The 16676-nt window shown below is 37.2% G+C and carries 13 protein-coding genes; all 13 read left to right on the top strand.

The features are described from left to right. Window positions 1-2: 2 nt before the first annotated feature. The 13 genes from EQG61_RS12105 to EQG61_RS12160 all read left to right on the top strand — a co-directional run bounded on the left by EQG61_RS12105 (window position 3) and on the right by EQG61_RS12160 (window position 16271). Window positions 3-3449 (top strand): hypothetical protein, encoded by a 3447-nt coding sequence (locus EQG61_RS12105; protein ID WP_129462210.1) that lies wholly within the window; start codon window positions 3-5, stop codon window positions 3447-3449. A gap of 11 nt (window positions 3450-3460) precedes the next feature. Next, window positions 3461-7039 (top strand): DUF6443 domain-containing protein, encoded by a 3579-nt coding sequence (locus EQG61_RS12110; RefSeq protein ID WP_129462211.1) that lies wholly within the window; start codon window positions 3461-3463, stop codon window positions 7037-7039. 19 nt (window positions 7040-7058) lie between these two features. Further along, window positions 7059-7412, top strand: a complete 354-nt coding sequence (locus EQG61_RS12115; protein ID WP_129462212.1) for a YbbC/YhhH family protein — start codon at window positions 7059-7061, stop codon at window positions 7410-7412. Between the two features lie 548 nt (window positions 7413-7960). Then, window positions 7961-8635 (top strand): hypothetical protein, encoded by a 675-nt coding sequence (locus tag EQG61_RS12120; RefSeq protein ID WP_129462213.1) that lies wholly within the window; start codon window positions 7961-7963, stop codon window positions 8633-8635. A gap of 347 nt (window positions 8636-8982) precedes the next feature. Beyond that, window positions 8983-9558: a tyrosine-type recombinase/integrase gene (locus tag EQG61_RS12125; protein WP_129462214.1), complete on the top strand. Its 576-nt coding sequence runs from the start codon at window positions 8983-8985 to the stop codon at window positions 9556-9558. Between the two features lie 423 nt (window positions 9559-9981). Continuing rightward, window positions 9982-10545, top strand: coding sequence for a hypothetical protein (locus tag EQG61_RS12130; RefSeq protein ID WP_129462215.1), 564 nt, complete (start codon window positions 9982-9984; stop codon window positions 10543-10545). Window positions 10546-10548: 3 nt separating this feature from the next. After that, window positions 10549-12219: a hypothetical protein gene (locus tag EQG61_RS12135; RefSeq protein WP_129462216.1), complete on the top strand. Its 1671-nt coding sequence runs from the start codon at window positions 10549-10551 to the stop codon at window positions 12217-12219. 119 nt (window positions 12220-12338) lie between these two features. After that, a complete protein-coding gene (locus tag EQG61_RS12140; protein ID WP_129462217.1) occupies window positions 12339-13244 on the top strand; it encodes a tyrosine-type recombinase/integrase in 906 nt (301 codons plus the stop codon). Between the two features lie 13 nt (window positions 13245-13257). Continuing rightward, window positions 13258-14121 (top strand): tyrosine-type recombinase/integrase, encoded by an 864-nt coding sequence (locus EQG61_RS12145; protein WP_129462218.1) that lies wholly within the window; start codon window positions 13258-13260, stop codon window positions 14119-14121. 194 nt (window positions 14122-14315) lie between these two features. After that, window positions 14316-14486, top strand: coding sequence for a hypothetical protein (locus EQG61_RS13780; RefSeq protein ID WP_164974935.1), 171 nt, complete (start codon window positions 14316-14318; stop codon window positions 14484-14486). 24 nt (window positions 14487-14510) lie between these two features. Further along, window positions 14511-15095, top strand: coding sequence for a hypothetical protein (locus tag EQG61_RS12150; RefSeq protein WP_129462219.1), 585 nt, complete (start codon window positions 14511-14513; stop codon window positions 15093-15095). A 120-nt stretch (window positions 15096-15215) separates the two neighbouring features. Next, window positions 15216-16058: an RHS repeat-associated core domain-containing protein gene (locus EQG61_RS12155; protein WP_262707620.1), complete on the top strand. Its 843-nt coding sequence runs from the start codon at window positions 15216-15218 to the stop codon at window positions 16056-16058. A gap of 3 nt (window positions 16059-16061) precedes the next feature. Further along, complete coding sequence (locus tag EQG61_RS12160; RefSeq protein WP_129462221.1) at window positions 16062-16271, top strand: hypothetical protein; 210 nt, start codon at window positions 16062-16064, stop codon at window positions 16269-16271. The last annotated feature ends 405 nt before the right edge of the window (window positions 16272-16676 follow it).

Raw genomic sequence — 16676 nt, forward strand, 5'->3', positions numbered from 1 at the left:
CCATGAGAAAATTCATCGTTACCCTTTGCTATGCCCTGCCGTTGTGGGGTATAGCACAGAATCCTGAAATAAAAAGTGAACTTCCCAATGTAATACCACCATCACCAACGGTGGCTGCGTTGATGAAATTTAATGAAATAGAAATAAGTCAATATACTGGAGTTCCAGATATTAGTGTCAGTTTATTTGAAACAAAAACAAGGTCGAATGAAATTAAAAATTTAATTAAACTAAGTTATCACATTGCCAATATAAAAGCTGACGATGTTTCAACTGATGTCGGTTTAGGGTGGAGTTTATCGTATGGCGGAACCATATCAAGGACGACAAAAGATTTACCTGATGAAATCAAAACACTATCTCAAAGTTATCTTAATGGTATACAAGGTCACAAAGGTAGATTCGGAATTTATCATAATAATTCAATTTCTAATACTAATAGATTTTATGAATTATTAAATTTAGAAAGAGGGAATACAAATATTTCATTATCTGATACTGAAAGGAAAAAATTTTATTGGGAAGATGTAAGTCTCGGCAAATATGATACAGAACATGATATTTGGCAATATAATTTTATGGGCTACAGTGGCAACTTCACTATTGAAAAAAATATCACGACTAACTTATTAGAAGTAAAAAATAAAACTTCAAATGGATTAAAAATTGTCAACATTTACGACTCATCAACTTTTGAACCCCAATCTTTTATTGTTTATGATCCAAAGGGTAATAAATATGAATTTGATATTGTTGAAGAATCTAGTTCTACAATTTTTTCAGATATAAAATATTACTTTTTTGGGAGTTATATTAGTAGTCCTGAAAGTTTTATTTCATTACCCATAAATGTGAGAAGTGCTTTTCACCTCTCCAAAATATATGATAAAAACAACAATTTAATAATTGAATACATTTATAATGATGAAAATGAAAGAATGACTGAGATAACAGAAATTCGATCGTTTGAATACAACTATTCTATCGGAGTTAATGGACCTGAAACTGTACTAGATTATTTAACAATATACGATCCAAATAATTTATATCAATTAAATAAAGTCCTTGAACCAAAAGAAAGATTTACTGTAAATAAAATAGTAAACAATGTAAAAAAGATAAAACAAATAAAAATAATTGGTTTAGGTAAATACATTTTTGAATGGGATAGCAACAGAAGTGACTTTTACGAAGTAGGTTATGCTGCATACAAACTTAACTCAATTATTGAAAAAAATCTTGATGATGAAGTGCTATCTAAATACGAATTTAATTACTTCTACAATAACAAAAATGTATACAATAGAAATAAACTTTTTTTAGGAGAAATTAAGAAATATGATAAATTTTTGCTCCAATATACTTCACAAAAGCTGGAATATGAATTTTTAGATTACATGCCTAATCTTAATCTAGGTATTGATTATTGGGGGTATCACAATGAAGTTAAACCTTATGACTTCAAGTATTATACAAAAAAAGTAACTCCTTTAATTTCAACACTAGGAGTTCTTAGGAAAATTGTGCACCCCACAAAAGGATGTACTGTATTTGAATATGAACCTAATAGTTACTCCTATATTGGAAGCCAACTATTAACTAACTTTAACGATAATCCTGACAATTGGGATGAAAATATTCTACACCTTGAAATGCAGTCATTAAACAATCAATATAACCTTTTTCATATTCAAGACGAACATGATGTTGAAATCAGAGTTGCAAATAATAATATTTTTAATACCTATTCAGACTTTAGGTTTTTAATTTATAAAAAAGACAGTCTGAATAACTTTGTTTTATACAAATACATCGAACCTGAAACAGTTTTAAGTAATAATTTCTTTTTTTCTACAAAATTAATTGAAGGTGATTATAAAATTGCATTGTCCTCTTTAGATGTAAATTTTCCCAACAATTTCTCTTTAAATGTAGATTTTACGTATAAGACTAAAAAGTCACAGCAATTGAATTATGTTTATGGAGGTGGCAATAGAGTCAAAAGTATAAGTTACTTTGATGTGGATGTGGATATAAATAATTTACAATTTACCCCCACCAAAAAGAAAACTAATTTCGAATATTTGAATGGGTCATTAGTTTATGGATTGCCCGTATTTGAATACATAAAAACACTATTTACACTTATTAGATTTCCAGGTAGTTATAGTGGTTCTTATTTTAATGAAAATATTTTTGAAGTTAAGTATAGAACGGTTTCTACAAATAGCTTGAATGTAAACTTTAAAACTTACGGCTCGGATGTAGGTTATAAAAATGTAAAATCATTTGAAAATGGAAATGGACACAGTGAATATGATTTTACATCAGCAATAGAGTTTCCAGAAGATGAAGAGGCATACAACAGAAATTATCCATTTTACCCTTCTAAAAATATTGATTACAAAAGAGGATTGTTGAAAGAATTGAAAATATTTGATAGTAATGGAAGAATATTACAGTTTATTAAAAATGATTATCAATTTGATGAAGCAAACTTAGCAGATGAAATAACAGGATTTACATCTTACATTACGACAAATAATTGTGCTTATAACCATCTTTTTAATACTTATGAAGCTTTTGAGAATGTTTCAAGAGCATATAATTCTTTAGAACCTTGTCCCGATGTGTTTACCAATATGGGGATAAAATTTATCTATAGTTCCTACGGCTGGGCCAAACTCGAGTCCAAAGAAACCAAAAACTACTTCTACGATGCCAACAATACACAAAGCGAAGTGGTTACCCGTGAGTCTTTTCAGTACAATCCGCTGAATAAAATGATTGCCGAGCATAAAGTCATCAATAGTCTGGGGGAAGAAACAGTCTCTTCATACGACTATCTCACTGATCCTGCTGCTTTGGCTCAAAATCGTATTGCAGAAATAGAACAAATAAAAGTAAATAAAAACAATGAAATTTTAAGTACAAGTAAAATTGTTTACAGCAACACCTTTGCTGGCAACACCAATGTTCACCTCCCCTCCGTGATTCAAACGTCCAAAGGAGGTATCACCCTGGAGAATAAAATTCGGTACAACCGATACGATACCTATGGCAATCCGTTGGAGGTGCAACAAGAAAACGGCATGCTGATTTCCTACATATACGGCTATCACAACACCCAAGTGGTTGCCAAAATTGAGAATATCGGTTATACGAGTATTCCGACTAACTTGATTACCGCCATTCAAAATGCCACCGATGCTGCTACGTATTCAGAAAGTGCTGTACTTAGTGCACTTGATGCTTTGCGCAATGATAGTGCGCTAGCCAATAGTATGGTGACCACTGTAACGCATATTCCGCTTGTAGGAGTGAGTACCATGACTACCCCGAACGGTATTCGCATGCAATACCATTACGACAGCATGAACCGTTTGGAGAAAGTCACCGACCATCACGGAAATATTGTCACCGAAAACAGTTATAACTATAGACCTTAATCCTAAGCGCCATGAAAAAATACAGTCAACATCCAAAACCCTCTTCAATGCGTACCCTAAGCATCGCATTATTCGGTCTATTGTGCTCGGTAACTGCTCTAGGGCAAACCTCTACAGAAAATTATGTAAAGACCAAAACCTATAAAAAGCCCACTACCCTAGTGCCCAATCCGGGGCCAACAGAAGTGGTCGAACAAGTCACCTATTTTGACGGACTCGGACGAGCTATTCAAAAAGTAGACGGCCGCCAAAGTGACGACGGAAAAGATATTGTCACCCACATCGAATACGATGCTTTCGGACGCCCACAGTATGAGTATTTGCCTTATAAAGCCGACCAATCCAATTTAAACTATCGTTCGGGTGCGAAACAAGAGACCGAAACCTTCGCCCTCTACAACGGTGAAATTGTATACAGTCGCAAGTTTTACGAACCTTCCCCTTTGAATCGTGTGTTAAAACAATCTGCGCCGGGTAATGTTTGGGAAGGTCATGATACCGATGATAACGACCATACCATTAAATTTGTGTACCTCGCCAATGAGGATAATGAAGTGCGCTTTTTTAAAGTAGAACTCATCTATGATTCCAATCACAAACTGTATGTCCCCACGCTCAATGAAGATGGATTTTACCGTGCAGGGAGTCTATACAAAACCATCACACGGGATGAAAATTGGACCTCAGGAAACAACCATTCTACGGAGGAATTCAAAAATACAGAAGGGCAAGTGGTGCTAAAACGCACCTACAATGCAGGCACCGCCCACGACACCTATTATGTGTACGATGTCTATGGCAACCTTACCTATGTGATTCCACCCAAAGCGAGTATAAGTCCCGCCATCAGTGTAACACAAATGGAAAACTTGTGCTACCAATACCAATACGACGACCAAAACCGTATGGTGGCCAAAAAACTACCAGGAAAAACATGGGAGTTCATCGTATACGACAAACTCAGTCGGGTAGTCGCAACAGGTCCTGCCTACAATCCTTTTGGTACCGGACATCTGGGCTGGATGCACACCAAATACGATGCCTTTGGTCGCGTGGCCTATACCCTTTGGAGAGATGCTAGAGATGAAGTCAATGAAGATAAACGGCATGTATTACAAGACCAATACGACAATTCGACAACACTTTTTGAAACCCTCACAGGTTCCAACGTAGACAACTATGCCAATCCCTATTCAAGTACGGTCTTTCCTCAATCAGATTATATCTTACTTACGGTTAATTTCTATGACACCTATACCTTCCCTGGTGCACCTTCGTCATTACCCGCACAAGTTGGAAGCAATACAGTACTCACCAATTGCAAAGGACTCCAAACAGGATCATGGGTGCGTGTATTACTTGACCCTGGGTCTACCATTGGAGAAACTTCCTATACGCTATACAACTACCAAGGAAAAGTGTTGAAATCCCACCGCACAAATTACCTAGGCGGGTATACCATTACGGAAAATCAAATTGATTTTATCGGACAGCCACTGGAAACCAAAACCTGGCACCGCTTGTCGTCGATACAAAACCCCGTAAATGTGCAAGAAAAATTTGAATACACCCCCGAGGGCCGACTCAAAAACCACACCCACACCATCAACAACCAACCCACCGAAATGTTGGTAGCCAACAAATACGATGCGCTAGGGAAGTTAATTCAGAAGAATGTGGGAGGTACCGACTTAGCCAACTACAACGGTTTACAAGTGGTAGATTTTAGCTACAACATCCGCGGATGGATGACGGGGATTAATGATGTGGATGCATTAGCCCAACCGAATGACCCGAATGACCTCTTTGCTTTTAAAATCAATTATACCGATGTTGAGGTAAGCGGCATGAACGGGGTGCAACCCTTGTATAACGGCAACATAAGTGAAACTTTTTGGCGCTCGTACAACGACAATGTGAAGCGCGCCTACGGGTATACCTATGATGATTTGAACCGCATGGACGAGGCGTTTTACCAAAAACCCGGACTCACCGCTGCCAACATCAACAACTACCGGGAGAAGCTTACGTATGATGAAAACGGGAATATCCTAACCTTAAAACGCAACGGGAACTTGGACAACGGTATTCAAGTGATTGAGATAGATGATCTAACCTATACCTATCCGCAAGACAGTAACCAACTCCTCAAAGTCACCGATGCGACCTTACACCCTTCGGGATTTGAAGACGATAGCACCGACGGGACTTTAGCCACCGACACCACCGATGATTATGCGTATGATGATATGGGGAATATGGTCAGTGATGAGAATAAGGGGATTATTGAAATTAAATACAACCACTTAAATTTACCCACCTACATTGACCTTGGCGGCAAAGGGAATATTTTGTACATTTACGACGCTACGGGGCGCAAAGTGCGCAAGCTCGTGCAAGATGACGTTCTTACACAAAACAAGCAAGTGGATTATGCCGACGGATTTCAGTATGAAAACAACATCCTTCAGTTTTTTCCAACCGCTGAAGGCTATGCCTCGCGCTTAACAACTAAAATTGAGCAAAGTGGCGTACTTATCAAAATCCCGATCGAAGAGTTACCCGAAGACCAGTTTAGTTATGTGTACAACTACACCGATCATTTAGGCAACATCCGATTGAGTTACAGCCTCGACCCTGATACCCAACAGTTGAAAATCGTCGAACAAAACCATTACTACCCCTTTGGGATGCGCCACACCAACTACAGCGGCGGCCGCATGGTCATGGTCAAAGACGAAGAACTCAAACGCATGGCACCGGCTACTGAGGAGTTTTTGACGTATAAGTATAAGTTTCAAGGAACAGAACGTCAAGACGAGCTAGGGCTTAACTGGGACAGTTTTAAGTGGCGAAATTATGATTACGCAACTGGAAGGTTTATGAGTATTGACCCACTAACGGAAGATTATAGCGATTGGTCTCCTTATGTTTTCAGTGGTAATCGTGTTATTGACTGTAGGGAGTTAGAAGGATTAGAGCCATACAAACTATTTATGACAGAGGAAGAAGCGGCTTTAAATTGGGCAGAATATTATAATGATGATTCAATAAAATTGAATAAGGAAATGGCATCAACTATAGGGAGAAGTAAAGTCAAAGGAGGATTTAGATATTCTTATGCACCAGCCAATATAGGTGATTTAGATAGTTCTAATCCAAGTCCTGCTCCAAAAGGGACAACTCCTGTGGCTGATATTCACAGTCATGGAGCATATAAAGAAGGTTATTATAATAACCGTCTTTCTAACGCTGATAGAAACAGTAATAAGAAAAGTGGACTTAATGGTTATGTGAGTACGCCAGCTGGTTTTTTAATACAATACTTACCTAAAATAGACGATGATTCATATATAATTTATAAAGGTTTAGTTAGTGACCCAAAAGACCCGCAGTCACCAAACTACAAACCGACACCAAAGCCAAAGCCAAAGCCAAAGCCAACACCGACACCGACACCGACACCGACACCAACGCCAACACCAACACCAACACCAACACCAACGCCAACACCAACGCCAACACCAACGCCAACACCAACGCCTAAACCGAAACCAAAGAAAGGTGGAAGTAGATATGGTTTCTTTTAATAATTAAAAAATAATTAATATGAAAAACAGTTTGTATATATGTTTTTTTGCAGTACTTATCTTTTCAGCATGCAATTCAGGTGCACAAGAAAAAAAGAATTTAAAATTTGTAAAAGAGAAAGTTGATGTCCAAAGAGATAACCTTTTTAAAAATGATTTAGTGCCAGACGAGAAAACGGCTATAAAGATAGCAGAAGCCATTTGGCTCCCAATTTACGGGGATAGAATTTATGATAAGAAACCTTTTGTTGCTACATCAAAAGATTCCACTTGGATAGTAAATGGTACAATTCACTCAGAGAAGGGAGGAACCCCATTTATAGAAATACAAAAACGTGATGGAAAAGTTTTAAAAGTATATCATGAAAAATAAGGGTAATATTTCAAAGTCAATAATGAATTAATTGCAATTTTTAAAACCCAGCTCCGCAAAGTGTTCATATGATGCACAATGCTTCGCAACAGTCTCCCGACTTTGCGGAATAAATTAAAAACAAAACCACCTTCACGGGTGGTTTTTGCATTTAGCGCATGTATTATTATGCCTGTATCTGCTCTATAACGCATAGCACCACAATTATAGATGATGAGGCCTCCCACCCTGTATACAGTCTTTCAAACAACCACCAAAACAAAGAACTCTTTACGTTACCGCCTTAAACACCATAAATTGTGTACATCATAAAAGACTATTACCATAAAGGTGCTTTCAAAATTTTGTGGGTGTTGGTTGGTGTGTATAGGTTGTCTCATTTTGAAACAGCTATAAAATCAGTAATTAAAAAAAATTTTACAAAAAAAGTCCCAAAACGCTACACTTTTTGAAAATCGTTAGTATTTATTGTAAATGATACTAATGTGATGCCCTTGTATGGGTATGCTGTATCTACCGCATAACATAAAATATTAACCTTTTAAAAGATGAAGTATGAAAATATCACAACCTTTAAACTAACTACCAAAGCGAGTAAAAGTAAAATATACCGCTTCTATAAAAAGAATAAAGAGCTATGGCAGCAAACTCAACTCAAGTATGGTAAACGATTATTCCCTGTTGACCATGCACGATTTTTTGACTCTGAAATTATGTTTGATGAAAACAAGATGCTGCGCTATGAGAACCATGCCATGCGAAACCTTATTGTTAACTTAGTAGATAAAGATAGCCTACAATTTCGATTTTGGCAACTGGATTGGAGTTTCTTTATTACGGTGGCTTACCAGTTGGAGCGCAACCCAAAAAGTTGCTACCGTCAAATGTTTGCCTTGTATGAACACCTAGAGCAGCAGTATGGTGATAGCACCGATTTACGCCTGTATTTTACCAGTGAACCCTTTACCAACCGAAAGGGCTATCACAATCATTTGGTGTTGTATGTTTCCAAATCAAAGCTACACCCGACTGTATTGCAAGATATAAAGGACTTCTTTAGCTATAACCGTGTTGAGGTTGCCCCTTATGATAAGTACAAAGCAGGGGTATTCTACATGAGTAAAGAAGGCACCATCAATGAGGACTGGGACATCGTGGGCAACAACTTAAAGAAAGACGGATTACAATTTGATAAAAACGATAACAATGCGTATTCGCTTTAGTTTATCTCAGTTCAAACGAATACTCCAAACGGAGCCAATAAAGTTTCCAATACGATTCACCGCTACGGACTTCACCCCTGATGAATTGAAAGTGTTTCAAAAATTATTGCAGCAAGCAGAAAGACGAGGATAACACCTCGTTTTTTTGTTTTAACACCTTGAAAACCAGGAAAAATGACTTTTTTCTTGTTTGTTGATTTCCAGGATATTACATTTGTTTCACTTTTGGCAATTAGTGAAAGTTTATGCGAAAACCCAGTAAAATCAAGGGTTCGCAAAGGGTGGTAAAAAAGTCACTTTCACTAAAGTATAAAAGACAATAAAAGTGAAACATAAAACCCAAAAACATGGCATTAAAAGGACAGAAAACAACAAGTGATTTTTTAGAGTGGGACAAGATGCAGAGCATCGTTTTGAAATTAGAGCGTGACGGTGATTTAAAATTCGCCTTACTTATCGCAACAGGTTCTTATATTGGATTACGAATCTCTGACCTATTGCAGTTGCGTTGGAACCAAGTACTAAACCAAGAGTATTTTACCATCACCGAGAAGAAAACCAAAAAATCCCGACGCATCACCATCAACCCTGAGCTGCAAATTATCCTTCAACGTTTATTTGTTCAACTAGAGGCCAAGGAGCAGGACTTAATGTTTGTTAACCGCTTTGGGGACAAGCCTTTTAGCATTCAGTACGTCAATTCCAAATTGAAAGACATTTTTGCAACCTATAAAGTAAAAGGTCAGTTCTCCAGTCACTTTATGAGAAAGACCCTTGGACGCAGAGTTTGGGAGGTAAACAAGTACTCAGACCAAGCCCTATTATTGCTATCTCAGCTTTTTAACCACGCCAATGTATCCACCACCAAAATATACCTTGGAATCAGAGAGCAAGAAATCAGTAACCTCTATTTGAGCGTATAGGGGTGAAAATTTTTTTCGCAAAAATTCAGTTCATTTTTTGTGGTTTATTGCGAAATCTTCAATAAAAATATATACGGTACCCATTTAATTTAACCTCTCTTTGTAAGTCATTGAAAATCAATATAAAAACAAAATTTAAGAAAATACCTGCATTGAAAACTCCGCAATTGGCCATTTTTAGGTGTTTTTTTATTCGTAAAACGCTCTATATCTTTGTACTCGGAAATCCAAAAGAAAATTTCTTGCAAGTAAATTTTCGTCATTCTAATAGCTAAAGAATGATACAGAGCAGATGGGATTAGCTACCCTGTCCGCTCCAAAAATCAATTAAAAAATTATGTGATTACAAATTCGGTGTAATACCCGAACGGCCATTGGTATGGCCTTAAACGAAGTGTTTAATTTTAAAGTTACAGCATGATTATGAATGCATTAGAAGATATTTTCCACTCCTTTGAGTTAGGTATACGAAGCAGCAAGGCTGTTAAGCCTAAACAGTATCTCAATGGTTTGGGATTGGATTATAACGAGTTGCGTATTGGTTTTAATTCGGGTCAATTCCACCATAACAGGGAGCAGGAGTTTAAAGACCAATGCGAAGCACTTGGATTGCTTACAAAAAGCGATGCAGGAGTAAACAAAGAAGGGCTAACAGCCTATACGGTATTTGGTAGGTATGGGGTGGTGTTTCCACTTATGAATCAGAGTGGAGAAATCGTCAACTTATTTGCTATTCGATTTGATTTGAGTACACCCATTGAGGAATACCTCAACGAGCAAGGGCTTTACCCATCGTATCCGCATCCACTAACTAAAAAATTGTATGTGGTTCCTACGGTACTTGATGCAAGTAGCCTTTTACAATCCAAAGCGCTAGAGAACCGTGAATCGGTCATGGCCTTGCATAATGGGAGGTTACTGCCGCAGCACCTAGAGGCCATTCAAGCCCTTACAGAACTAGAGGAGTTAATCATCTTAAAAAACTAAACCATGTATACAATTAAAACACAACTGCAAGAATTACGTCCAGAAATTCCCATCAACGTACTACCCCTTCCAGAGGGTCATAGCTTGAACGATATGTGGACGCACTATGGTGTAGATGGTATTTTACAACTTTTACAACCTCTCAAGGCGCAGCAAGCCGCAGCGGCATTGGAAGTTCACAATCCATATAAAATTAGCTTTAAAGGCAGTACTGGGGTCTTTTATATCATTGGGAGTTTGCCTATGGACTTGGGAAATTTAAGAGTGTCCCTTCAAATCGTAGAGCATTCCACGGCCAAGAAGCACCGATTGAAAATAGATTTGTTTGACCATTTGAATGTAGAGAACCAGTGCCGTGAATTGGCGGAAAAACAAGGTTTTGATGCTACACTGCTCAGAGCAGATATAACGCTGTTAACGGATTTAGTAGAAGCGCATCGGGAATCACTTTTTGAGGCCGAAATAAACCCCATAACCGACCAATTTTCTGCCAATGAACTCACACCCCAAGCCCATGAGAAAGCCGTGCAATTCCTTTCTAATAAACGCTTATTGGAAAACATCGATAGTCTACTGGAGCAAAGCGGCATCATAGGAGAAGAAGAAAACAGAAAGCTGCTCTTTATTCTTGCATCCAGTTATAAAATGCCGTATTTGTTGCACGGGTTAGTACAGGGTTCCAGTGGTGAAGGCAAAAGCCACCTTATCAACGCTATTGCAGACTGCATGCCGCAGGAGGATGTGATGAATTTGACTAGAGTTACCAGTAAATCACTGTACCATTACCAAGGTAAAGAACTCATCAATAAGTTAATTGTGATTCAAGATTTTGACGGACTGGATGAGGAAGCTCAGTTTGCTTTTCGAGAAATGCAATCGGCCAAATTCTTAACTAGTTCCACGGTAGTTAAAGACCCCTTTGGCAATACCAGAGGCAAAATGAAAAAAGTTGAAGCGCACTTTGCCAGTATGACCGCTACGACCAAAGCAGAGGTATACTATGACAATATGAGTCGTTCGGTAGTTTTAGGTGTGGATGAGAGCCAAGCCCAAACCCTGCGCATCATCAAAGCGCAGAATCTAAAAATTGCAGGGGTAAGTAGTTTTGAGAGTGAAAAACAGGCCAAACAGATATTAAGGAACGCCATGCGTGTTTTAAAGAGCTATGAGGTGGTGAATCCCTATGCGGATAAGTTAATGCTGCCTTTGGAGGCAAAGATGCTTAGAAGGCTTAATAGTCAGTTTCAAAGTTTTGTATCTCAAATCACTATCCTGCACCAATACCAGCGCAAGACGGATGCCAAAGGTAGGCTTATAGCCACTAAGGAAGATGTACAAAGGGCAGTGGATATTTTCTTTAGCTCCATCATTATCAAAGTGGATGAACTCGACAAAAGCACAAGGCAGTTCTTTGAGCGGCTTAAAGGGTATGTGAAGAGTCAAGCGAACGGCACCACATATAAATTTTGTACTCGTGAAATCCGTCAAGAGCTAAACATTAGTAAAACCTCAGCCTTTAAGTATATCCAAGTTTTACAGGAGTTGGAATATATCCAAGCCGTTGAAGGTTCGGCAAACAAAGGCTTTAAGTATGTGGTTTGCTATTGGGATAATATGGAGAAGCTCAAGGCCAAAATCAAAGCCGCACTTTACCAGCAACTGCAAGCGATGTAAATCATTAAAAAGAACACCAAAGCACCAGTAAAATCAGACCATACAACGCTAGTGTTCCTCGTTTTAAAAAGTGTGCATAAGAACACTTTCAAATCAAGAATCAAATCCCAACGCATTTTATGAAAAAAACACTTATAAATCCCGATTTCATTTCCCTGTTACACAGCTTTACGAATTACATCAAAGTAAGGAACTACAAGACAGGCAAACGAAATATTTACCAGAGTGCCGTATCGGATTTTTTAATCTGGTTAGAAGTCTCTGGAATCAGAAAAATAAAACAGGTGACTAGTGTGGAATCTGTAGCTTATTTTGAATATTTAATTGCAAGACCCAAAATACGTGGTGAGGGAACTCTGGCGGAGAAAACCATCAAATTTCAATTGTTTGCGCTAGGACTGTTTCAACAGAATTTACTCGAAAACAAAGAAATTGAAACAACGTTTTTTATCCCTTCCTATAGCCAGTTCAGTCAAAAAGAGCGTAACATACTGACTGTAGAACAGGTGAAAACCGTATACCAGCATTGTCAGAACCACCAAGAGCGAGCCTTGTTGTCTGTGGGGTATGGATGCGGACTTCGACGCTCTGAAATTGAAGCACTGGATATAAATGACATCCAACTTTTCAGCGGCATGTTAATTGTGAGAAGTGGCAAGAACAGCAAAAGACGGGAGGTTCCCATGAGTAATCCTGTGATGGAACACCTAAGGCAATACTTGACCCAAGAGCGTTATAATGCTCCATTGGGTAACGGAGCTTTATTTGTGAATGCCAAAGGGCAGCGCATCAGTGGAGACCAACTCAATACGTTACTCAAAAAAATGATTGAACAAACAGGGCAATACGAGCTAATTAAAAGCGATATAACGCTGCATTGTTTGCGTCATAGTATTGCGTTCCACTTGGCAGAGAATAACGCTAGTATTGAGTTTATAAGACGTTTTCTTGGCCATGCTGAAATAAACACAACGTACCTGTATGCTATCAAGAACAAAAAACGAAAATTGATAACTACCCTTTAATCATTTTATAACCATGACCAACACTATCGAAACTTATTTGAAACAAACATGCTCAGTGCAAACCGCATCGGGGTATTTGTTTACCATCAATCATTTTTTAAAGACCAATCCCAAGGCCAAGCGATACAAATACCAAGACATTGTAAACTACATGGATGAGGTTAGTCAGAAACAGGCGAACATTCAATACCGCATCCGTATCTTATCGGCCATCAAAAAATACTATGATTACTTGGTGATAGTTGGCCAGCGCAGCGACCATCCTTGCAAACGCTTAACCATTAAAAAGCCAAACCATCAGAGTGTACAAGTGCAAGACTTGTTTACTGGTGAAGAGCTGCTATTGCTGCTCACTAGAGAGAACCGCTATCAACACTTAGACACAAGAAACAATGTGCTGTTATCGCTGCTCATCTATCAAGGGTTAACCAGTGAGGAACTCACCCGACTGGAGGTAAAAGATGTTGATTTGGATAACGGCACTATCTATATTAAGGCTTCAACCAATTTGAATCGCAGAACGCTAGAGTTAAAAAACAAACAAATGCTAATGTTTGCAAAGTACATCAACGAGGTTCGACCAGTATTAAACAAATACAAGACCAATAAGCTGCTTTTGGGAAAACTTGGCAGACCATTGCAAGTAGATAGTATTCATTCCATTATAGAGCCTTTAAAAGCGTTATTTCCTGAGCGAAACCTCAACCCAAGAACCATACGAATGAGTGTTATTTGCAATTGGTTAAACGAGAGTAAAATCCCATTGGAACGGGTGCAAGAACTAGCAGGCCATAAATGGCCAAGCACCACCGAGAAGTATATTAAAGCAAATGCTGAGAATGAAAGGGAGTTGATAAATCGGTATTTTCCTATGTAGATTGCTATATTTTTAGGAACAGTTTTTGTACTAAATACAGAAAAAGTTTTTGCTTTGTTATTTAGAATCTGTATAAATAAAGGCCTTTAACTAAAATTTAAAGGGTTCATTAACATAAGTAATAACACTAATTAATAATTTTGTACCATATTTACCCCGAGTAAATATTCTATTTAACTGAAAAGCAAACTGTTATGAAAATTAGTAAATTATATCGCAAAGATACGCAAGGCGCATCAAAAGTGATTAAGACTAATAATTCTTCCTCTAAGCATGCTCCAAAAGTGAAGCATGACTTTCGTGTTATTTCTGCTGATGAAATCAATAATAACAGGTCAAATGCTTATCAGTATTTAGCATTTTAATCTTTTTTTATTGTACTATATTTAATGATGGCTTTGTCTAGGTATGACTATTACAAAATTCAAGGCAATCAGAAAAATAAGCAAAAAGTTGAATTATATAGGTTTAAAAATGATTTTAAGCAAATCTATATAGTAGAAATTTTTCATTACCAGTACAACGTATATGCGGTTAAATTCTATTTAAAAAATCATTCTGATTCTAAACGCAGGTATAATATTTGTTACAAAAATGACTTTATTCAAAGTCACGGATACTGTACAGGCAATTCCAATTTCATAAAAGTTCTCAATACTATACTTTCAATAGTAATCGAAATTATTAAAAAAGACAAACTAGCTTCATTTGGCTTCATGGGAGCACCTAAAGAAATTGAACTTGATGAAGAGTTAAATGGTGAAAACATTAATGATGATTGTACAGTAGCAAATACAAAACGATACAAAGTTTATCATTTATACGTTAGAAAATATTTTAATCCCCAAGATTTTGAATATATTGATAGTAAGACTTCAAGTATATTATTATTGCGAAATAACAGAAATAAAGAAGTATTAACAGAGAAAGTAGCTGAGGACTATATTGTGAATACTATAATCCCAAATTTATAAGAGCATTTATTCTGTTGTTTTTTATCTATTTATTTTATTGGTGGTTACTTTAAGATTAATATTTTAAATTCGATTTATCAAAAAATATTTGTAAATTTAATAACATGATTAATACTTGTAATAGCTTATAAGTATAAGTACAATGGCAAAGAGTACCAAGACGAGTTGGGGCTTAATATGTACGACTACGGCGCACGAAATTATGATGCAGCGTTGGGGAGATGGATGAATATTGACCCGCTGGCGGAGAAAAGACCATATGATTCAAATTATATTTTTTGTGGTAATAATCCATTATCTAATTTAGACCCTGATGGGAAGTATTTTTTTGGCTTATTTGGCAGTAGTTCTTCTGAAAGAAGAATGGCTAGGGCTGAAAAATTTGCTAAAGAAAATGGAGGTAGTGTTGTAATGAACGAAAAAGGTAGACCTACAGTAAATATTTTAAATTCAGAAGGAAATGGTATAATCAGTTACGATAAATTTGGTGACTTCTCAAGCTGGAAAAATTTTGGAAATACTTTGGGAGGATTTATAAAGACTTTAGACGCAGGCGGAAGTGGAGGTAATGAATATACTGGAACACAAGGTATGAGAGAATTTGGGGAAGATTTAGGAAAAGGTAGTACTTATGTTAAAGGTGCTGGAGTTATTATTACTGCTTCAAGTGTAGTTTTTGGCCCCGAAGTAGCTCCAGTAGGAATAGGTATATACGATGCTGGAAGCGGGATGGATGACGTTTCAACTGCCCTACAAGTGACTGCAGATATAGAACAAGGTAAAGGCGCACAAGCAACAACAAGAGTTTTAGGTCTTGTTGCTGGAAAAGTTGCTGATGGAGTAATAGATAAAAATGTATCCGGAAGCGTATCCCAAACCATTTTGAAGCACAGAGCAGATAATTACATTGGTTTAGCAAAAGATAATAAAATAAATAGTCTAGATAAAAAGAAAAAAAAATAAAACATGAATAATTTTTTAAACATATTTATTTCCTTAGTTTTTTTATCGGGTGGAGCCTACTTTATTTATAGTACTTATAAAAAACCTGCTGTTTTATTTGGCACTAATTTAAAAGGATTTATCGGTGGAGTTGGACTAATAATATTAGGGTTAATGTCTTTGTTAGGTAAGATGAACTTATTGGAAATTATTAAAGAGATTTTTAATGCATAATTTAATATCAACCCTCTCCACAAAGTGTTCATATGATGCACAATGCTCTGCATCCCGATAGCTATCGGGACCCGACTTTGCAGAATAAATTAAAAACAAAACCACCTTCACGGGTGGTTTTTGCTTTTGTATCTAGTATTATTATGCCTGTATCTACTCTTTAACGTTTAGCACCACAATTATAGATGATGAGGCCACCCGATGGCGCGGATTTTCAACCCCGCTCCCGCGCGAAATGAAATTCGACGAAGTCAATCCTTTCGCGTGGTTGTAGAAAATTAAATCATAACTGCTATACAAAACCACCTTCACAGGTGGTTTTTATCTTTATAAAGAAGGGTTGAATGAAAGTCGGCACCCTAGCCCAGATCGAAATGTAAAGCCCGGAAGACGGTACCGTAGTTT

It is taken from the genome of Flavobacterium stagni (assembly GCF_004122105.1).
Taxonomy (GTDB): domain Bacteria; phylum Bacteroidota; class Bacteroidia; order Flavobacteriales; family Flavobacteriaceae; genus Flavobacterium; species Flavobacterium stagni.